Source organism: Pseudoalteromonas sp. SR41-8 (assembly GCF_014163915.1).
GTDB classification, from domain to species: domain Bacteria; phylum Pseudomonadota; class Gammaproteobacteria; order Enterobacterales; family Alteromonadaceae; genus Pseudoalteromonas; species Pseudoalteromonas rhizosphaerae.
Genome location: NZ_JACJEE010000005.1, coordinates 107,829 through 128,850, shown reverse-complemented (window position 1 = coordinate 128,850; position 21,022 = coordinate 107,829). Strand labels below are relative to the sequence as shown.

Sequence of the window (21,022 nt, the reverse complement as noted above, 5' to 3'; positions counted from 1 at the left end):
ACTATTAATAATAACTGAGATGCAGGAGTGTATTGTCATTGTTGATTAATCATCACTTACATATACTCAACTCATCTTGTTATTAAAGGAGAAGTGCATGTTGAGATTTTTTTCTATCGAGCAGGGGGTGATCAAAGAGTTAGAGCCTTCATCCGATACCTCTCTTGAAGTATCAATCAGAAATGCACACTGGATTGACACAATCAACCCAACGGAAGATGAGCGAAATACGCTCGCAAAAACGCTCAATATAACTTTTCCTGAGTCAGGGGATGTGCAAGAGATTGAAGCTTCATCGCGATGTTTTATCGACAATGAAGGCTTGCATGTGCATGCATTGTTTATGTCGCCCAATGAAGGACGTTTTAATACGGTAACAGTTGCCTGTTTACTACAGGATAACTGTTTGCTGACCATTCGCGATGACGAGCTGGCTGACTTTCGATTGTTACGCTTAAGAGCACGTAAAGGTCAAGTAATGTGTGATACGCCAAAACAGTTATTGGTTACATTATTCGATCAAAAAGTCGAAAACCATGCTGATATGCTCGAGGATATGCATCATCAGTTAGAGAAGCTCAGTGCATATGTACTAGAAGAAGATGACTCTGATCTAGAAGAAGCGGTCAGTCGTATCGCGCGTTTAGAGGATGCGAATGGGAAAGTGCGTTTGTGTTTAATGGATACGCGGCGCAATATTTCGTTTTTAATACGTCGTTTAGGTGTACAAAATGAGGATCGCGAATCACTACGAGAAATTGTACTTGATATAGATACGCTAATGTCTCACTGTACCTTTTTGTTTGATAAGGTGAACTTTTTGATGGATTCAACACAAGGTTTTATTAACATTGAACAAAATCAAATTATCAAAACCTTCTCTATTGCTTCGGTGGTTTTTTTACCACCTACCGTAGTAGCCAGTGTATATGGGATGAACTTTAATATAATGCCTGAGCTGCAATGGGAATGGGGTTACCCATTTGCAATTGGCATTATGTTGCTATCGGGCTTTGCCCCTTATTTATTTTTTAAACACAAAGGCTGGCTGTAGTGTGTGCCAATGACTACTTGGCATACACTATTATACGAGTTTATATTCATTTTATACGGATAGCGGTCTTATTATCACCTTGCATTAAGATAATAAAGCAGCCGCTAGGCGCACAAAGTCGGACGAGGTAAGTATACCCACGAGTTTATTTTTTTCAGTGATCACAGGCATGCAACCATGGCGGTTATCAACAAAAAACCGAGCAACATCTTGCAGTGGTTGGGTTGCTAGTACAGTGGCAAAATCGGTTGCCATAATAGTGTGTATTTTCGTTTGTTTTTCCTTTCGTTCAAGTGCGCTAGGACTGTAATTAGCCATAATATTCATCACTTGGGCAATCATGATTTTTTGTGTCAACATACCCACTAGTTCGCCATTGTTATCAATTACCGGAATATGGCGGATATTTTTTTCCTTCATTAGATTATGTGCGTCGTGTAGGGTGTTTTCTGCACTTACGGCAAATGGATCTGATGTCATTAAATCTGCAACTGTTTGGCTCATTTTGGCTCCCGTGAAATCACTAACTAGAACTTTGGTTAAAAGGTTTACTAAAATAGCTACTGGAGATAGATGGATTATCCAGAGCTCATATTATTAATCATTCTAGCCTTATTTTTTCTTATTGCACTTTATCAAGATCAAGGCTTTGGTTTTTTGTATAGGAATAGTTTTTAGCTTGGTCATCAGCTGGTTTAGATTAATAGCCAATGGAGATATATTTACTCTCCGAAGCTCAGATTATTTATCTTTATGCGAAAAATTATCCCTTAGTGTACCAACCCAGTTTGAAAATTTATGTATCGCCGAGTTGCCTTTGCCCAGTAGCTCATGCATTTCTGCTTCAAAATGGGTTTGTTCTTTACTACTTGGCTCTGGTAATGGCGGTAAAATATGAGCAAAGTAGGTTTTATCAAGCAGGCGGTGTAATAACCGCTCGCCAATAAAGGGCTTGCCGCTGTTGAGCGCTCTAGCTCCTTTAATTAGGTTACGAATATCATATTGGGTTGGGCTAATGTCGGGCACTTGTTTAGGGATATTAAGTAACTTATATACCCCAATACGTGCTGTACGAATAGAGGCTTCCATCGTGAATATAATATCGTTGTGGGTTTCAACAAATTGACCAATCAAACCTAAGTTTGTACAACCTTCAGGAACTGAGGTGGGTCTGTCACCAGCTGCACGAGTCATAAATTGAGCTGTGATATAAGGCATTAGCGCTGTACGTATCTTGGTATTGGCAATGATTTCATCAAGCTGCTGTTCAATGCCCAAATGGTAGCAAAGCTCCGTAATTATTTCTTCACCGCTACATTGTGGCATTGTTTTAACGATACGATTACCTTGTTTGTCCATTAATAAACCATAGACCCAAAGTACTAACGTATCATCGGGTTGATCTGGAAAATGAGGTTGGCGGTTACACGTTACACTCAATAGCCAGTTAGAGTCTGTAAAAGTAATAATGCCGCCAGTTACCGTGCGACCAGAGTAAGGATCGTTTACTGATAATGTTTTTAGCTTATCTATAAGTGGGGATGGCTTGCAAGTCAGTGTGGCTGACTCCCACATAGACTTATCAATATCGCCATAAAATTTTTCGGGTTTACCAAAAACAGCTGATTTCTTCGCGAGGTTTTTCCATAAATTCCACCCGCTATTTTCGCCGGGATCATGTTTTTCACAGTTCAGTTCGGGCACATTTTGCATGTCGCCATAAGCTGTATGCTCTGTCATTGAACCCGTTAGTGCATAAACTAAATCGTCTGAAGCAACGTTAATATGCTGTGCTTCACCTTTTACAGTGGCATGGATCCCCGTTACGGTTTTTTTATTACCAGTAAATGTTATATCCAGATCGTTTACACGGCTTGCAAATTGAAAATTTACGCCTTTGTCTCGTAATAAATTAGCAAGCGGTTTAATAAAGGTATCGTATTGATTATATTTCGGAAAAAGTAAAACAGACATGTCGGCAAAGCCATCAATAGAATCAAGAAAGCGATGCAAATACAGTTTAGTTTCTAACAAGCTATGACAATTTTTAAAGGCAAACATAGTACGAAATAAAAACCAAAAATTGCTTTGTAAAAAACCTTTGCTGAAATAGTCTTCAATGCTGAGATCGTCAAGCTCTTCTTTGCGCTTGAGCATTAAACGGATCAGCTCCCATTGCTGGGCTTTATTCAGGCCAAAGTCACTTGCATCGAGTATCTCACCGCATTTATTTATTAAACGGGCTTGTGAGTAATTAGCGTCGTTATCATTAATTAAACGGTACTCATCAAGCACAGAATAGCCTTCGGGCAGTTCAACAGCGGGAACGTCTTGAAACAGATCCCACAAGGTGTCGTAATTCCAGTTCATTTCACGGCCACCACGAATAATATAGCCGTCTTCAGGGTTACCCGCGCCATCCATTGAACCGCCTTCAATATCCATTTCTTCCAAAATGGTAATATTTTCAGCGCTCATATGGCCATCACGAATAAGATAAAATGCCGCTGCTAGGCCACCAATACCTCCACCAATGATCCAAGCATTACGTTTTTCTATACCGGGTGTAGGCAGCGTTTTATGACGTGCATAAGGAGCAATAAAATCATGAGGGGGCAAGGTATTAAGTGGTTTATTGCTCCAAAAATCAGCCGTTGCGTCAGCTTCATGTTGGAAATTACTTGCTGCGGTTGCAGAAATATTAAACTTCGCTATTGCTTTATTCGTCATTAGCCATCCCTTTTCATGAATATAGATAAGTGTCAGTACTGTTTGCAAGTCTCTCCATAATTGCACGAGGCAAGCATAGTCATGTTGTAGTAGATCAAAGTTTTAGTTCGCGAGGGGTTTATAAGTTAGCTGCTGGAAATTGATTTGTTATCCGAAATTGAGGTTAACAATGGCAACTTAACCAAGTTGCCATTGTTAAGGCGTTTATTTGTTTTATTACTCACAGCATACTAAAAAGTACCGAGGCGACTAACAATACAGCCATAAAAATATTGAATGCTCGTAGGCGCTTGCGATCTTTTAGCCATACTTGTAGCCTTTGTCCGACTAACGTCCATGAGCAGACACAGGGTAAATTAACTATACCGAAAATAAGGCCTACAAGTACCACTGCGCCAATTCCTTTGGATGGGGCATAAACACTTACTGCACTTAATGCCATAGTCCAGGCTTTCGGGTTAACCCATTGAAATAAAGATGCTTGTATAAAAGAAAAAGGTCTAGTATCGCTATTTTTAGCACCGATAGGAGTTTTATTACTGGCAATTTTATAAGCAAGATAAAGCAAATAAGCCATGCAAAGCACTTTTAATAGCTGGTAACTCCATGGAAAAAAGTCAAACAATTGCATGACACCTAAACCAACCAATACGAGCATGATCACAAAGCCAATTGTTACGCCGAGTAAATGTGGCAATGAACGTTTAAAACCAAAGTTAGCGCCTGAGTTCATTAACATCAGGTTGTTAGGACCTGGGGTGATGGAAGATACAAGTGCAAATAATGCTAATGCTGATACCAATTCAATATTCATTTATAGTTGCTCAGTTGATAATGATTGTGCAATTATATTTTGTATGGCTCGCAATTTTTGCGCTTATTAATCTATTATAAATTTACTTTAGCAACTTAATATGAAAAAAGATCGAATTAACGACAGGATATTGCAAGAATTAAAGCGCAGTGGTCGAATTGCCAACGCTGAACTTGCTGATTTGGTTGGTTTATCCCCATCAGCATGCTTGCGCCGTGTACAAGAGTTAGAAAAAGCAGGTGTGATCAAAGGCTACCGAGCAGTTATTAATAATCAAGCGTTTGGACTTGGTTTTGTCGCGTATGTGGGGGTGGGTTTAAATGAGCACTCTACGAAATCACAACGAGCTTTTGAACAAGCACTTGAGTTTATTGATGAAGTTAAAGAGTGCCATAATGTCACAGGAGCATTTGAATATTTACTTAGAGTAGAAACCGCTGATATTAAGTCTTATAAAGCATTCCATGCTGATGTTTTAGGATCAATCCCACAGGTACGAACGATCACTTCGCATGTAGTGATGGACTCACCAAAAGATGAGCGGGCGTAAATGCTAGCGCTAACGGTGCGATGCCACTTTTAATTTTATGCTGAGTCCTTGCTTGGTGGTTTATGTCACTTTATTTACCCAACAAGTAGCAGTAAACAGGCTACTTGTTGGGTTTGATATGCGCTCAAAATTGAGGTTAAAGCACGTTTAATTAAAAGTAACTATCATCGCTGATACGCAGTGCCATACAATCGCTGTGGCCGTTTATAATCATGCTTTTATCAACGCGTACGCCAGCACCAGCGTATTTACCTGCTGCGGTAAAACTACATATTTGCACAAAGTAATCAGCTACTTTAGGAAGGGCAAATAACTGCTGGTATATTTGCTCTTGAGAGGCAAAATGACCCGTTGTTTTTTCTATTACGTGTTGTTGTTCATCAACGAGTTGAATATTTGCACCGCATCGACCAACAATCGGTTTAACGACATAGCCTGTTTGCAATAGTTCATCATTTAAATCAAATGCAGTATTGAGTAAAAACGGATGATTTGGAAATAAACTCCACAGTACTGGCAAAATTGCTTTATTACTGGGTATTAATGTCCACAGCGGCTCAAAAACCATCACATTTTTACGAAGTAATACATCGACCAAACGTGGGGTTTTACCAGATTGCCAGTGCGGCTCAAAATCATCGCTTTGGGATTGATCAGCCTCACACTCTAGTCTTATTTGATCAAGAGCGGTTTCCCATGACCATGTTTTCCAAACGTAACTGAGTTTTTCGCCATCAGCGTCAACAATATTACCCGCTGCGTCCCAGTGTAAATCAGTCAAACCAATGATTACTTTGCACTCAAAACCAGCGGCTTCAATAGCTTCTTTCATAAACAATGCATGGTAATGTTCTTCTGGCTCATCATCTTGCAATATATGGACAAGGCCGTTTACTTCACTTTTTCGCCATGCCCTTACTAAATCTTTAAATAAATCATGGCCGGCATCAATACCCGTTTTAACACCAAAGTGTTTGGCCCATTTACCTTGTACTTTGCCACTTTCCATATAGCACGATGCTGAATCGCAGTTGTATTCATAGACTTTCAAGCCTGCGGGAGTTAATGCAAAATCAAATCGACTGGTGATCAGTTGATTTAAGCGATTATCCCATGATTGGCGAATCTTATTGAGCACCGCATCGGGTAAATTAAACTTTTTTAATAGCTCAGGATGCTGCAGTACATAGTCTGTTGCATGCATAAACAAGCCATGTAATTCATTGGTAGCATGTTCAATAGTTTGTTGAGCGGTTTTTGAAATTGTAAAATAATGATGTTGATCAGCATTAACTGAAGTCAATTTATGCCCTTGCATCATTTCTACGTAGGCTGCTTCATCGTCATTGGCAATGTTAAGCCATGACTTAGTGGCTTGCCCATAATCAGTTGCATATTGGGCTTTTATGGCAAACAGATCAGTGTTTATTTCAGGCGTAGGTTCACTAAATTCGCTGTACTCAGTTTGTGTCATCCAGCCTAAAATAGTGGCGTCACTGTAAGAGCACTCAATCCAGTAGTCACCTTCTTTTGTGACTTTCGCTTTGAGTTCGCGACACCACTGTTGATCTTGCGGCCATAGCTGATGGGCCACGTTTTGTTCAGCAAGACGAATTTTATCCTGATGTACTTCAACCACCACCGCAACATGGCCAGTTTCTTCAAATTCACCGCCTTCTTCCCAAATGAGTAAACTTCCTACCACTGGGTAGTGTTTTGCACCATTACGAAATGCTTGTAAAGGCAACCTGGTTTGATTGTTTATGTCACGCACTGAGCGTAGCTCAAAAATATCGTAAGCCATTGCAACATCATCAAAAATATAGCCATGATTGAGATACATCCAGCGTCGCGCAAATTCAACACATTGCCATTTATAGCCCATGTAAATACCATCGAGGTAACTACGATAGGCGCTACGGTTAGGATAAATTGTTTCGTCAGCTGTATCGTAATCAGACGAATAAACAGCAACATTACCAGGCGCATAACCTAATAATTCACCAAACTGACTGACAGGAACGCGGGATTTAATAGACAAAGTAATTCAAAATTAAGGAGTGATAATTTGCAGACTATAGGAGTGAATAAGGCCGATAGCAAGATAATAAATATAATCTTTCAGGCATTTTATATGTTGCTGCTAGATGCATAGACCAACCGTTATTGCGTATTACAAAGAGCTCATTAATCACTTAATTATCATTTAGTTGATTTACGTCTTTATTGTCCCCATATTAACTAAAAACAGTCATTAAAGGGAAGTTATGCGTCATTATCCATTATATAAAATTGATGAAAAATGTTTACGTCGCTTAGGTCAGGGAGTTTTAAAAACTTATAATTTAAATAAAATTATAGGTTTAGATACTGAAAAAGCAATCGCTAAAGAGTGTGAAGACTTACTTGCGCTGAATGAAGATTGTAATGCAGAGCATTTTGCCGAGCTTCGTCAAAGGCGGGCAATTAGTGACAGCGTGCCAGATGATGATCTATACGCGCAAGTTGTAGAAGCTGATGATGGTAGCTTATTTATAGTCAGTGTTTGTCGTAATGATGATGACGAGACTATGTTTGAAGTGTTTAGTGAGCATCCGTTATCAGAACCATTACTTGCACAGCTGGTCCGCTATATTAGTAAGGTATTATGCTGGTGTACGCCTAGATATATTTGTGTATGGCCAGCATCAGGATCAATACCAGCCAAACAACTGCTAAGTTTGGCCGGTAGCCGCGCTGTTGATTCATTGTTAGCAGCACAAGATCCTAAACTGACTGTTGATGAATTACTCTGTGCAGATATTGCATTGCAGCCGTTTGAACTTGATAAAGATTGGCCTTGGTATGAGCGTGACTATACTCAGTTTTTAATGCAGCATCCTGAAATGGCAACAATAGTACCAATTAGCGAAAAAGACGATATCAGCGAAGCTATTGCAGCCGGATTGTGCAGCGCGGCGTTTTATAGAGGCAAGCCACTGGGTATGATAATGGCTGAGTCGAGCGATGAGCTAGGGTTTAACGGTTTACTAATCAGTGATATTTTTATTACTGGGCAATTTAGAGGACAGGGCTTTGCATCCCCAATGCAGCGTTTATATTATCAACAGCATATGCAAGGTTTTGAATTTTTCTTTGGTTACATTCATGCTGATAATAAACCTTCGTATAACAATGCACTTAAACAAGGACGAGAGTTGCTGCGCCAAGAAGTGTACCTTCCTGCGCATTTATTTTTATAGTTGTTTTGCTATTAATTTCAAAAAAATTAATCAGCTAGAGTAAAAACTTGGTGTTGTCTTGTGGCAATATAGTGGTAATTAAGCTAGCCTTTTTATGGTTATTAGTTTTATTAAGTATGATATGAAGCCTAAACGTTTGACTCGTTATTTGCCGCTGAATTCATTAGTTATGTGCTTGGCAGCTTTGCCAAGTTTTTCATATAGTAATGAGCAAGATACTAACCTATTTGAGATCCCGCTTGAGAGCTTACTTAACATTGAAGTTGTGAGCCCTTCACAAACCGTAAAAAAGATAAGCCAAGCGCCGAATATTATTAGCTCAGTTAACGCCACTCAAATTGCAAGTATGGGCGCGCGAACGCTATCAGATATATTGAAAATGTTGCCTGGCGTACAAATACTATCGCGGCGAAATGGCCGAGACATGGTGTGGATCCGAGGCATTCCATCAGGTCGAAACAGCAAAGTAATGTTAACTATTGATGGCGTACCTCAGCGGGAAGGTTTAATTGGAGGCTGGTCTCCTGATGAACAGATACAAATAAATAATATTGAGCGAATAGAAGTTATCCGCGGACCTGGATCTGCGTTATATGGTGGTGATGCATATTCAGGTTTGATTTCTATTTTTACGAAAGCAAAAGCGCCTGAACGAACTCTCATCTCAGCAGGGGTTGCCAGTTACGATCGTAAATCAGCTACTATCAATACGGGGAAAGAGTTTGCGGGCGGAACATTTGTTTTGTCAGGGCGACTCTTAGATAGCAAAGGCTATCCTCAACAATATGACCGCAACGGTTTTGCATCAACGCATGATAATAATGTTGATGCTAAAAGTCTGGGAGTGTCTTTACGCAATGAGCAGTGGCAATTTGGTATAAATTATGATGATTACACGACAGAGTATCCTCATTATTCGTCAAATCAATATAAATCTCAACGCTATCAAACACTCAGTGCGCACATCCAAAATAAACTTAGCTTTGATAAATTATCGATAGAAAATCAATTGTATACCTACAAGGTGAAGCGCTACTTTGAACGTACGATTACCGATCTGCAGGGCAATATTGATTTTTATTCTGACTCAGACTTGGATTCCACATCAAATGGTGTGCGCAGTCAGTGGAGTTACGCGTTTAATCCAAATCACCATGCTATTGTGGGGCTGACCTTTCAACAACGTCAAGTCGGTGAATATCATGAGACGATAAAAAAACAAAACGCGGTAGAAGTTAATGAGTATGAATCAAGGGTGATTCGAGATGGTGACTTAACACCATCAAGCCATAATCGGGCTATTTACTTTCAACAAGAATCACTATTTTTTGAGCAACGCTTAGGATTGACGGTTGGTGTGCGGGTTGATGACTACCCTGAGTTCAGCTCAGAAACTTCTCCGCGGATTGCTGTGACTTATCAAGGTAATGAACAGTGGTCTGGTAAATTGATATGGGGAACGGCTTTTCGAGCGCCTACTTTTTTACAGCAATATGAAGTGCGCAGTGACAATAATATATCAGGAAATCCAAATCTAAATCCTGAACAAATAGAGACATTTGAAGGTGAGTGGGTTTATCATTTTTCAGCTAATAATAATATTACTCTGCGCGGGTTTAGCAGTTATTTGAGTGAGTTTATTCAGTCTGTAAATGGTAAGCCTTACGAAAATAGCAGTGAGCAATTACACGTTCCTGGATATGAAGTTGAGTGGAATAATCAATATTATGCAGATTGGTCTCACTTTAACCGCATTAGTACTTCATTTAATTATACCCGAGTTAATTCAGAGCAAGCGTCATTGGCAAAAGATACATTAAATTGGCTGCTGTTTATGGAGGATGAGCAATTTTCATTTTATGCGGGAATTAATTACCTTAGTCGGCGTAACCAAAGCCTAAGCTATCATACCAGTGTAAAAGTGCCAGAAATTGCACAACGAGATAATAAAGGTAGCTACTGGACTTTGGATGCTCACTTGAGTTATCGCCCTAGTAAGCAAAGTGCGTGGCAATGGACTATTGGTGTAAAAAATATGTTTGATAAACAGCATTATAACCCTACCTATGCGCCAGATAGCTACTATGACGTAAGGAAAGAGCCACAAAGTTATGAAATGAGTGTGGCATTGTCATTTTAATAGGATGACCTGCTAGGTTATTTAAAACAGTTAATGCAAAGCGGGTTATCAAGGTGCTTTTTAAATTCAATGTTTGCTGATAGCCATGTTGAAGGCTAACTTGCTTGTATGGTCCTGGGCAACACTTGTCCTGCGCATAGATATAAATATTGACTTCATCCAATATAGAATATTGCAATATCTCTCCTAAATATGCACAACTTTAAGTCTAAAAATAAATCCTAACAGAGGTAATAGTTAACTTTAGAGCGAAGTTTTTTAATTTGTTGAAATAGTTTTCCTCTTTCGTCGGTCTTTGCATGTGGGCACTAATAATCAATAATCATTTCAAGAGGTCGTGAGTAGGATGACTAAAGTTAAACGCAGTAGGTTGGGTATGCCAGCGATACTTTATCGAGGTAGCTTATTACTAGGGTCGATGGCTGTTTTTGCAACGGCGACACTTTATTTTGCAGGCGCATTTAATCGTGATGCAGTAACAGCACAAAAATTTGTTGATTTGCAGCAAGGTGACACACCACATGCCGGTTTTCGTCGTGCGCATGCTAAGGGTATATGTATAACGGGTAATTTTGAATCAACAGGGGCACTATCTTCTTACTCGGTCGCAGAGGTGTTTAAAAAGGGCAGTACGCCATTTTATGGGCGTTTCTCAATTGCAGGTAATAATCCAACCGCGCCAGATTTAAAAGCACCGGTGCGCAGTCTAGCATTTGCAGTAAACAGTGGCACAGTCGATGAATGGCGTGTTGCTATGAATACGCCTCCTGTAATGGCAGTTGCTACACCTGAGGCATTTTTTCAGCAATTGCAGGCATTATCACCGGATCCTATAACAAAACAACGAGACCCAGAAAAAATAACAGCGTTCTTTAAAGCACATCCAGAAAGTAAAGCATTTAATGATTGGAAAGCTGACTATGTGCCTGCCAATAGTTTTGCCGCAGAACGTTATCACAGTATCAATGCGTTTTATTTACATAATGAGCTAGGTGATAAACAAGCTGTGCGTTGGGTTGCGCGTCCGCACAAAGCGACAAATAATGCTGCGATGCTCGATACGTCATCGGCCAACGCACTTCAACAAGAGTTGGCATCACGTTTAGATCAAAACGCTGTTAAATTTGATTTAATTTTTACCTTAGCGGCGTCTAATGATGATGAGAATAATCCAACCATACCGTGGCCCTCAGATAGACAGACGATAAATGCTGGCACATTATCAATCGTTTCTTGGCACAACCAAGAAAACGCAGCCTGTGGCGACGCAAACTTTGATCCGTTGGTGTTACCGCAGGGTATGAGTGCGACAGCCGATCCGATTTTACGTGCGCGTGGTGCCGCGTATGCGCAGTCCTATCGTCGTCGTGCAAAAGAAACATTGTTAGGTGCTAAAGTTAGCGCAACAAATGGAGGTGAATAATGTCAGCAAATAAGGGCTACTCAGCAGGCAGTCGGTTATTACATTGGGTGATGGCGCTGATGTTAATATCGATGCTATTTTTAGGGTTATCAATGGTACAAAGCTTGGCCGTTTGGCAGGTTGAGGCTGTCACCTTACATAAATCTACCGGTATTTTAGCGCTCATTTTAGTTGTGCTGAGATTAATAAATAAAGTGTACAGCTGCACGCCTACTTTACCCACTGAGTTACCTAGGTTGCAGCGGTTTGCAGCTCATATCACTCACTTTGGGCTTTATTGCGCGATGATACTGATGCCGCTATCTGGCTGGTTAATGCAAAATGCGGACGGGCGCGTAGTGCAGTTTTTTGGGTTATTTCAGTTACCTAATTTGCTTGACGCTGATATTAAATACTTTGCATTTTTCCGAGAAATGCATGGCATTGTAGCTTGGTTGTTTTTAGCAATGATTTTTATGCACATCAGTGCCGCGCTTTATCATGGTTTAATCAAACGTGATGGCGTTATGAGCGCAATGCTGACAGGCAAAAAGTAGCTGTAATAAAGCTCACTTAGGTATTCATTCCAAGAAAAAGGCCAGTTTTACTGGCCTTTATGCATTTTAGTTTATTCATAGCTGCGGGCTTTTTTGGTTTTAATTACGGCAATATAGCCGTGCCAGCTGGCATAGCTAAGTAGTGGCATAATAACTATAAAACCAGTAGCACCAGTGACAAAACCAAGGGCTACGAGTATAAAAATACATGCAGACCAAACAATCATCGCTGAAAAGTTGGTTTTAACGGCATTCATTGATGACATAACCGCGGTCATTATATCGACCCGTCTTTCCATCATAATTTGTGGAGTAAATGCTGAAATAGCAAATACAGTAACAAGCAAAATTCCGCCGATAATGGTACCTAAAGTTAAAAAAGCGGAGAGTTCTTCAAATGTAGGATTAGCATGACTGGGGTAAAGTGCATGAACTATCGCTGCCAGACGCATCCATATAATCATTATTACCATCAGTAAAATTGCAAATCCCCATTCACCGACCGGATTTCTGAACATTGATTTTAGAGAATGGCTAAGTGTTGGTGTGTGGCCTTTTTCTAGCTCCCAAGCAACATCATAGAGACCTACCGCAAATACCGGGCCGATCAGAGCAAATGCGACACTGGCTGGTAAAACAACTAAGTAGCTGTCAGTGAACACCGCGAAATAGACAATTGCCAGCGGGATCAGAGTGAAAACAATCCCATAAATCAAGCTTAAAATAGGGGCTCTGGCCATATCTTTAAAGGCCAGTGCCAGCCAATGAAATGCTGCAAAAGTGCTGACCTTATTGCACTCTAAACAGCGCGCAAATTCGGAGTGTTTATCTATTGTGTTTGTTGACGGCATAAGGAGCTTCCTCTAAAGGCTACTCTTAAGGTTTAGAACATGTAGCCATTATTTACAAATTTTAAAGAACTTTTTAGCCTGGATTACGAGTACTAATTACTAAATTATTAAAAACTAATTAATTAGTTGATAGATTGAGTTGGGCACGCTATAGTATTTAAAACTAATTAATTAGTAGAACTTTAAAAAGGTTAAATACGATGGCTAGAAATAAATCAAATCAGCTTACCGATGGTGAGCAAAGTATTATGGAAGTGCTTTGGGAAAGTGGTGAGGCGTCTGTGCGCGATATAACAGATGAACTATCAAAGGAAAAAAAAACCGCTTATACCACAGTACAAACGTTATGTAAGATCCTTGCTGAAAAAGGCTACGCCGACTTTAGAAAAGAAGGAAAAGCGTTTATTTACACACCAAAGATTACTCAAAAAGAAGCGCGGCAAAGTGCATTAACTTCGATGCTGAATAAGTTTTTTGGTGGCTCACCTAAGGTATTGGCACAGCATTTAATGCAAGAGACTGACATTGATCTTGATGATTTAGAAGCATTACAGCGTAAAGTTGACCAAAGTAAAGATTAACAAACCTAGAAAAGGACGTCAGGACAATGATGATTGAATATACCTTATTAACAACGTTAGCATTTCATCACCTTGTTATTGGTTTTATACTTTTATTGGGACTTACGTTGATTAATAAATGTGTTCCATCGGGGGCTGAGTTGAAAAGCTGGTTGTGGATGACGACGTTAATTACCGCAACAGTCATCCCTTTTACCTTGATCACAACCGGGAATAAAAACGAAAATACAGAGATCAATACAACAGCGCAAACCATTGCTTCTCAACAAGATCCTAATGTGTTGAACACAGCTAGTACGGGTATTATTAATGAGCCGAATAACAGCTGGCACTTGCCTAGTGAAATCGTATTTAATTTTTCATTTTTGCTAAGTATAGCCGTATTAATCTGGCTTGCAGGCAGCGTTTGGCGAGTATTTACAGTATTGTCATCATATATTCAAACACGCTATTTGATAAGCTCAACAATTGAAAAAGCGCCACATTTATCTGCCCATATTGATACACAGGTTTATACTTCAACTAAAGTATCCTCTCCTTTAGTTGTAGGGTTTAAACAACCTAAAATTATTCTTCCAAAAAGCCTTACCGAGCAACTCAAGCATGAGCAATTACTGGCGATAGTGCTTCATGAAAACGCGCATATTAAACGCAAAGATAACTGGTTTGGTTTATTTCAAGAAGTCATCGCGATTCTATTTTGGTGGAGCCCGGTGATACGCATGCTTAACAAGCAAATTCATGTAGAACGCGAAATAGCCTGTGACTTACGTGCAGTAAATGAAATTAAAAATACTCAACAATATGCGCAATCACTGATTGATTGTGCAAAATTAATGGTAATGCAGCAAAGGAGTGTGCTGGCAATGGGGCTTTTTAGTAAGAAAAAAGAGCTAAATTATCGCATTGGTGCAGTGTTAGAAAATAAGCAATTTAAAAAGCCAAGTATCGCTGTAATTGCTTTGGTGTGTGCAGTGCTCGCTGCTACAACGATTCAAGCAACGCAGGCATTTTCACCCAAAATTAGTATTAAACATACCGTAGCAGATGCCCGACATTATTCACTGTTACCACAATTCGAGAGCACTTTATTAATTAATGCGGTCACGCGTAATGATATTGATGCGATACGTGTGCTGCGAAATGATGGGGTTGATATTAATGTACCAGTGATTGGTGATGGCACTGCGTTAATGATTGCCGTGAAAAAAAATAACAAAATAATGACTCAGGCATTAATTGACTTAGGCGCGGATGTAAATCAGTCATCAAGTGGTGATGGTAACCCGCTGATAGTTGCTGCGATGAATAATAACATTGAATTGGCTACGCTTTTACTTGATAACGGCGCTGATATAAATGCAATTGTACCGCGTGATGAAACGGCCCTTATAAATGCTGCATATTTTGGTTTTTACGATATGAGCCAATTATTAATATCACGGGGCGCTGATGTAAACTTAGCGGTTACTACAGGAGCATCTGATGGTTACCAGCGACGTACCCCCCTTAATCGTGCTCGCACAGAGTCAATTAAAGCGTTACTAATAGCTAATGGAGCACGCCAATGAATCACATATTACTTCACTCGCCCCCCTGAATGCGTTGATCTAACTTGGCTGATGAGCGAATGCAAGTCAGCCTGCGTCAAATTTATTTAAATTACTTCAATTAATTATTGATTGGTTTTCCCCCTACTTTTAGTGGGTCAACCAAACTCGCTCTGAATAAAGGAAAACAGTATGTTTACTCGTTACCAAAGAACAATTATTGAACAAAATGTAAGGGGGCAACATGATATTTAATACCCCCATATTCTTTTGGTTTTTTGCCATTTTTATTTTGTTTTACGGTTTTGTTTTTTTAAAACAAAAACCCAAAGTGTATTTGATTTTAGTCGGCAGCTTAGTTTTTTATGGCGCGTGGAATTATAGTTTTATTCCCTTGCTGGTGGGCAGTGGGGTAGCCGATTACTTTATTGCTCAAGCTATATATAAAGCATCAACGCAGCAACGTAAAAAGCAATGGGTTACGTTATCTGTGGTGCTTAATTTAGGGTTATTAGCGGTGTTTAAATATGCTGACTTTGTACTCAATTCTGTGTCTGAGCTGTTATCTACGCTTGGTTACAATGCCTCCATTGAGACATTAGGGTGGGTACTGCCTGTTGGTATTTCTTTTTATACTTTTCAAAGTTTAAGTTACACCATTGATGTTTACCGTGGCGATATGAAACCACGTAAAGGCTTAGTTGAATTTGTTGCTGCTTTATCGTTTTTCCCACAACTGGTTGCAGGCCCAATTCTTCGTGCAAGTCATATTTTGCCACAAATGCACGCCATCGCCTTGCCTAAGTACACTGCTGTAAAACATGGTTTTTTGCTGATCACTGTGGGGCTGATTAAAAAAACTGGTGCAGATATATTGGCTATCCCTGCACAACATGCTTTTGAGGCAAAAGGCCCCATAAGCACACTGGAGCTTTGGACTGGCGTATTGGCATTTGCAGGGCAGATATACGGTGACTTTTCGGGTTATACCGATATGGCAATTGGTATTGCGCTGATACTCGGTTTTAGTATTCCACTTAATTTTAGAGTGCCTTACTTCGCACTTTCTCCGGTTGATTTTTGGCGTCGTTGGCATATTTCACTCTCGACTTGGTTACGAGATTATTTATATATTTCATTAGGCGGGAACAGAAATAATAACCGCACCCGTAATGTGTTTTTAACTATGTTACTGGGTGGTTTATGGCATGGCGCAGCGTGGACTTTTGTTGCTTGGGGCGCATTTCATGGCGCTATTATCACTGCTACGCACTATTTAGCAGGGCTGAAAATATTTGCACGTTTTAATCAATCCAATGCACTGTTTGTAACTTTTATTAAGTGGGCCATCACGTTTTATTTAGTCCTTATAGGTTGGGTGTTTTTTGCAGCCAACGACTTAACTTCTGCCATAGATATTATTACTAATTTACATGTATTTAATTCAACAATAGCAGCTGGAAGCAACGCAATGACTATTTTTGTAATGACCAGTGTGTGGGTATTACTTGTACATATTATGGATTTTTACGTAATAAAGGGCGCTGACAAGCTGGAAAATAAACCCTGGTTATTTTGGCTGTTAATGATGTTAGGGCAAGGGGTATGTTTATTTATCGGGGAGCCAAGCAATGAGTTTATCTATTTCCAATTCTAATCATCAAGGTAGAGTAGCAATGACATCACAAAAATTATATGGAAAGTCGATTCTTGTTATTGGCTTATGCATGGCTTTCGCACTTGTCGGTATTCATCTTATTTTGCATGGGATGGGAGCAAATACTCAAGGCGCAATAGCAAGGGTTACTGAGTCACGTGCAGCTTTGCCACAAATAGTGAAAGAACCAAACGATGTTGTGATGTTTTTTGGCTCATCAATGACGCGTGCCGGATTTTCGCCACGAAAATTTGATGCTGATTTAGCGCAGCGGGGTAAGCAAGTTAAATCATTTAACTTTGGCTTTGGTGGGCTAAACCCGTACTTTCAAGATTTTTTATCACGACGTATTGCGGATGAATTTGTCAAAGAAGATCGCAAAATAAAGCTAACCATGATTGAGTTTAATCCTTTTCAAACCACGCAAACGCGCTGGAGCAGAGCGACCCCAGTTTTAGACTCATTTTTAACTTTACTCGCTAATGATCAGGAGTTAATGGTAATTGCAAAAAATGATCTTACTCGTGGCGTACGATTATTCAATATAAAATATTTGCGCGGCAATATTTCAGCTGAAATGATCACCAGTTTTTTGGGTCGAGAGATGTTTCCACCTAAATCGCATCAAACGTTTAAAGATGATGATGAAACTATTGCGCAGCGTCGCCGCTTAGGACGTTTACTCGGTGAAAAATTTGTAGAAGAATATCCTAATTATAAGGGCGCAGAATGGAGCTATGAATGGCAAGGGGGCGGTACAATCCCACAAGAGCGAACAGCAGAAACGTTAGCTATATTTAACGACTATTACCACGTTACGCAAACTGATAACGAAATGAAAAACGATCGCCTTAGTCGTATTCGCAGTGCAGATATAGAGCAGCTTCATTTTCAACCATTATTGGTTACGCATTTTATTAATATTGTAAAAAACTTTCAACGTGTATCTGAGAACGTTGAAGTGATCATGCTGCCAAAAAACAGTAAGTGGATAAAAACAACACCAGAGGCTGAAAAACGTTTAGCAGAAGTAATAGCGCAAATAGAGCAAGCCACTGGTATTAAAATGAAAAACCATCAAAATATACCGCAAATAACCCCGCAAATGTACCGTGATACCACGCATTTATCGCGTTATCGTGGCGATATTGCTTACACAGATTATCTAATAGAGCAGTATCAAAGTTTGTTTTAGTTTTTACTGCGGTTAGACTGAATAAGTTAAATGCATCAGCGGGTGAGAAAAATGACTACACGTTAACTTATCACGTTGATGTTTTTCGCCATTATTTGGTAAGAGTTGTTATTCAATATTGTTTATTTAAAAAGTTTAAAACTTAAGTTGTTGATTATTAATTGTTATTTACATGGCTTAATATTTGCTGAATGAGTGTAACTTAATTAGGAATAGACACTCATGCTATTAGATATTCAATCATTACGTCATCAATATAATAAAAGCAAAGATGCAAAATGCGCAATTAATACATTATCTTTGCAAGTTGAACCTGGGATTTTAGCCTTGTTAGGCCCTAATGGAGCTGGAAAATCTAGTTTGATGAGAATTCTGGCTACCATTACTAAGCCAACACAAGGTGTTATTTTATGGCAAGGCCAAGATATTGTTAAATCACCACAATTGTTACGCAAAGAGCTGGGCTATTTACCTCAATATTTTGGCGTGTATGAACAACTGTCGGGGTTTGAATTTTTGCAATATATGGCAGGGCTTAAAGGGCTTGAAAATGCACATGCCAATAGTGTTATTGATGATTTGCTGAATAAGCTTAATTTAACCCACGCCGCACATCAGCCGCTAAAAGGTTACTCTGGAGGCATGAAACAACGCATTGGAATTGCGCAGGCGTTATTAAATGATCCTAAATTATTGATCATTGACGAGCCGACGGTTGGTCTTGATCCGCATGAACGAGCCAACTTTAGGCAGTTATTGACTGAGCTTGCGGCGGATCGTTGCATTATATTCTCCACGCATATTGTGTCAGATGTTGAATCGATTGCGGACCGCATTGCCATTATGCGCGGTGGCACACTTATTCAATCAGTAACAGCGAATGTATTACAGCAAAAAGTGGCTGAAAAATGTTGGACATTAACGATTGAACCATCGGATCTGAAACAGATCCAGCATGAGTATATTGTTAGCCACAGCATTCGAAAAGAAGGAAAGCTTGAATTAAACCTTGTTGCGGATCATTGCCCTGATTCTAAAGCCACGGTACGGGCGGCATCACTCGAAGATGCTTACTTGTATTTTACTAGCGAGCAACCAGCACCTCGCAGCGCAGCGAGGATCGGTTAATGAAACAGATTTGGCAATGTATGGTCGCTGACTTTAAACAACGTACACGACAACAAAGTTATATGGTGACCTTGTTGGCTATGTCTGTATTAACGTTATTGTATTTTCCGTCCCCTGATGCGCAGTACCAAACACTAGTGATTAATGGCTACCGCGGCATTTATAACAGCGCGTGGATTGGTGTATGTTTAGCTATGCTAAATGTTATGTTCTTACCAATTATTTGCTTTTACTTGGTTAAAAATGCACTTGAGTTAGACAGGCAATCAAAAACGTGTGAGCTTATTGCAGTAACGTCGATTAGCAAACAGGCTTTTCTATTCGCTAAGTGGGGGGTAAATGTACTGATTTTACTTTCAATTGTATTGGCGATGTTGCTCAGTAGTGTATTGATACAGCTTTATTATGGCGAAAGCTATCAGGTTGATGTGTGGGCACTCGTTTGGCCGCAATTAGTGTTTGTTTTACCTTTGTTATTAGCAATTGCATCAATCGCTATTTTATTTGAGTCGATAACGTGGCTCAAAGGGGGGTTAGGTAATGTGGTATATTTTTTCTTGTGGGTTGGCTCGATAACGCAAAGTATTGAAGGAGTATCAGGCATTGGTGCAGTGCTTGAAAGTTTAGATATAGAGGTTGCTGCGCGTTTTCCAACAGAGCAGGGTGGTACCAATGTTGGCATAACAGCTAGTGAATCTGTAAAAACATTTGTTTGGCATGGGTTTGAGCCAAGTGCTGTGCACTTCCAAGGAATGTTGCCTTTATTGATAGTCAGCTCAATAGCTCTAAGCTTAGCATTTTTATTTTTTGATCGTTTTAGTAATGGCTCAATGAACGAGATTAAAAAGCAATGGCGAATAGTTAGCGTAATTGAAAAAGTCACAGGAATACTCGATAGAATATTTGTTGGCGCAACTAAGTCATTCGCTGTTACACGCTTATTACGATTAGAGTTTAAGTTAATGCTTAAAGGGCAAACAAATCTGTGGCTCATCGGATTGGTCATTTTGAATGTGTGCCAAGTTTTTGTTGATCAGAACCTGTTGCTGAGTCTTTTTTTACCTATGTCATTGTTGTGGTGTGTATTGGTTATATCGCCGTTAGGGCAGCTAGAGAGGCAAACAAATACTATTGAAATTATGGCTTATAGCAAGCAATCACCGCTATTACAAAGTATGGCTAGTTTCAGTGCTGGTTGGGGATTGTTAGCCTTTGCCTGTATAGGCAGTATTGCGCGGTTTGTAGTCATAGCTGAGTGGTTGTTGCTGGTGCAATTGTTTGTGGCTATTTCGTTTATGGTTTCGTTGGCCTATTTTTGCGGTACATTTACGCAGTCAAAACGAATGTTTGAAGTTGTGTTTCTAGTCATTTGGTACATAGGGCCTCTGCAAGGTGGACTATATTTAGACTTTTTAGGGGTGAACAGTCAAGCGAGTTGGGATGCAGGAATGCCTTATTACTTTTTGGGTATTGCAGTTGGGTTATTAATGCTAACGGTAAGTATTAGACAGACGCGTTGACTTCTATAGCGAGGTACTGGGAGGGTTGCAATCAATACCTTGCTTTTATTT

At 39.7% G+C, this 21,022-nt stretch carries 17 protein-coding genes; 12 read left to right on the top strand and 5 right to left on the bottom strand.

Annotation, left to right across the window (positions count from 1 at the left end; genetic code table 11):
- The first annotated feature begins 97 nt into the window (after positions 1-97).
- Positions 98-1,054: a magnesium/cobalt transporter CorA gene (gene corA, locus H5162_RS05475; protein WP_145241796.1), complete on the top strand. Its 957-nt coding sequence runs from the start codon at positions 98-100 to the stop codon at positions 1,052-1,054.
- A gap of 84 nt (positions 1,055-1,138) precedes the next feature.
- Here corA and H5162_RS05470 read toward each other — a convergent pair whose 3' ends face one another.
- The 3 genes from H5162_RS05470 to H5162_RS05460 all read right to left on the bottom strand — a co-directional run bounded on the left by H5162_RS05470 (position 1,139) and on the right by H5162_RS05460 (position 4,598).
- A complete protein-coding gene (locus H5162_RS05470) occupies positions 1,139-1,558 on the bottom strand; it encodes an HPP family protein (RefSeq protein WP_145240773.1) in 420 nt (139 codons plus the stop codon).
- A gap of 237 nt (positions 1,559-1,795) precedes the next feature.
- Positions 1,796-3,784 carry an oleate hydratase gene (locus H5162_RS05465; RefSeq protein WP_182735719.1) on the bottom strand — a complete coding sequence of 663 codons (1,989 nt, stop codon included), beginning with the start codon at positions 3,782-3,784 and terminating at the stop codon, positions 1,796-1,798.
- Between the two features lie 220 nt (positions 3,785-4,004).
- Complete coding sequence (locus H5162_RS05460; RefSeq protein WP_182777913.1) at positions 4,005-4,598, bottom strand: LysE family translocator; 594 nt, start codon at positions 4,596-4,598, stop codon at positions 4,005-4,007.
- A 100-nt stretch (positions 4,599-4,698) separates the two neighbouring features.
- On the opposite strand from H5162_RS05460, the gene H5162_RS05455 reads away from it, so the two are divergent.
- Complete coding sequence (locus H5162_RS05455) at positions 4,699-5,148, top strand: Lrp/AsnC family transcriptional regulator (RefSeq protein ID WP_149981764.1); 450 nt, start codon at positions 4,699-4,701, stop codon at positions 5,146-5,148.
- Between the two features lie 151 nt (positions 5,149-5,299).
- Here the strand turns inward: H5162_RS05455 and gss are convergent, their stop codons facing one another.
- Entirely contained in the window at positions 5,300-7,183 is a 1,884-nt protein-coding gene (gene gss / locus H5162_RS05450) for a bifunctional glutathionylspermidine amidase/synthase (RefSeq protein ID WP_182777935.1), read from the bottom strand.
- A gap of 232 nt (positions 7,184-7,415) precedes the next feature.
- Here gss and H5162_RS05445 point away from each other — a divergent pair, with 232 nt between their 5' ends.
- From H5162_RS05445 to H5162_RS05430, 4 genes are all read left to right on the top strand, one after another.
- Positions 7,416-8,390 (top strand): hypothetical protein, encoded by a 975-nt coding sequence (locus H5162_RS05445; protein WP_182777911.1) that lies wholly within the window; start codon positions 7,416-7,418, stop codon positions 8,388-8,390.
- Positions 8,391-8,511: 121 nt separating this feature from the next.
- Positions 8,512-10,530 carry a TonB-dependent siderophore receptor gene (locus H5162_RS05440; protein WP_182757962.1) on the top strand — a complete coding sequence of 673 codons (2,019 nt, stop codon included), beginning with the start codon at positions 8,512-8,514 and terminating at the stop codon, positions 10,528-10,530.
- A gap of 376 nt (positions 10,531-10,906) precedes the next feature.
- Complete coding sequence (locus H5162_RS05435) at positions 10,907-11,953, top strand: catalase family peroxidase (RefSeq protein WP_182759584.1); 1,047 nt, start codon at positions 10,907-10,909, stop codon at positions 11,951-11,953.
- Positions 11,953-12,489 carry a cytochrome b gene (locus H5162_RS05430; RefSeq protein WP_145240782.1) on the top strand — a complete coding sequence of 179 codons (537 nt, stop codon included), beginning with the start codon at positions 11,953-11,955 and terminating at the stop codon, positions 12,487-12,489. Before H5162_RS05435 ends, H5162_RS05430 begins: the two co-directional genes overlap by 1 nt.
- A 71-nt stretch (positions 12,490-12,560) precedes the next feature.
- On the opposite strand, the gene H5162_RS05425 is transcribed toward H5162_RS05430, so the two are convergent.
- Positions 12,561-13,340, bottom strand: coding sequence for a DUF2189 domain-containing protein (locus tag H5162_RS05425; RefSeq protein ID WP_145240784.1), 780 nt, complete (start codon positions 13,338-13,340; stop codon positions 12,561-12,563).
- A 200-nt stretch (positions 13,341-13,540) separates the two neighbouring features.
- Here H5162_RS05425 and H5162_RS05420 point away from each other — a divergent pair, with 200 nt between their 5' ends.
- The 6 genes from H5162_RS05420 to H5162_RS05395 all read left to right on the top strand — a co-directional run bounded on the left by H5162_RS05420 (position 13,541) and on the right by H5162_RS05395 (position 20,971).
- A complete protein-coding gene (locus tag H5162_RS05420; RefSeq protein ID WP_145240786.1) occupies positions 13,541-13,921 on the top strand; it encodes a BlaI/MecI/CopY family transcriptional regulator in 381 nt (126 codons plus the stop codon).
- 26 nt (positions 13,922-13,947) lie between these two features.
- On the top strand, positions 13,948-15,492 hold the full coding sequence (locus H5162_RS05415) for a M56 family metallopeptidase (protein WP_182777909.1): 1,545 nt from the start codon (positions 13,948-13,950) through the stop codon (positions 15,490-15,492).
- Positions 15,493-15,715: 223 nt separating this feature from the next.
- Positions 15,716-17,128 carry an MBOAT family protein gene (locus tag H5162_RS05410; protein ID WP_145240790.1) on the top strand — a complete coding sequence of 471 codons (1,413 nt, stop codon included), beginning with the start codon at positions 15,716-15,718 and terminating at the stop codon, positions 17,126-17,128.
- A 19-nt stretch (positions 17,129-17,147) separates the two neighbouring features.
- Positions 17,148-18,323 (top strand): hypothetical protein, encoded by a 1,176-nt coding sequence (locus H5162_RS05405; RefSeq protein ID WP_259398177.1) that lies wholly within the window; start codon positions 17,148-17,150, stop codon positions 18,321-18,323.
- Positions 18,324-18,545: 222 nt separating this feature from the next.
- Positions 18,546-19,451, top strand: coding sequence for an ABC transporter ATP-binding protein (locus H5162_RS05400; protein WP_149981756.1), 906 nt, complete (start codon positions 18,546-18,548; stop codon positions 19,449-19,451).
- Complete coding sequence (locus H5162_RS05395; protein ID WP_182777907.1) at positions 19,451-20,971, top strand: hypothetical protein; 1,521 nt, start codon at positions 19,451-19,453, stop codon at positions 20,969-20,971. Before H5162_RS05400 ends, H5162_RS05395 begins: the two co-directional genes overlap by 1 nt.
- The last annotated feature ends 51 nt before the right edge of the window (positions 20,972-21,022 follow it).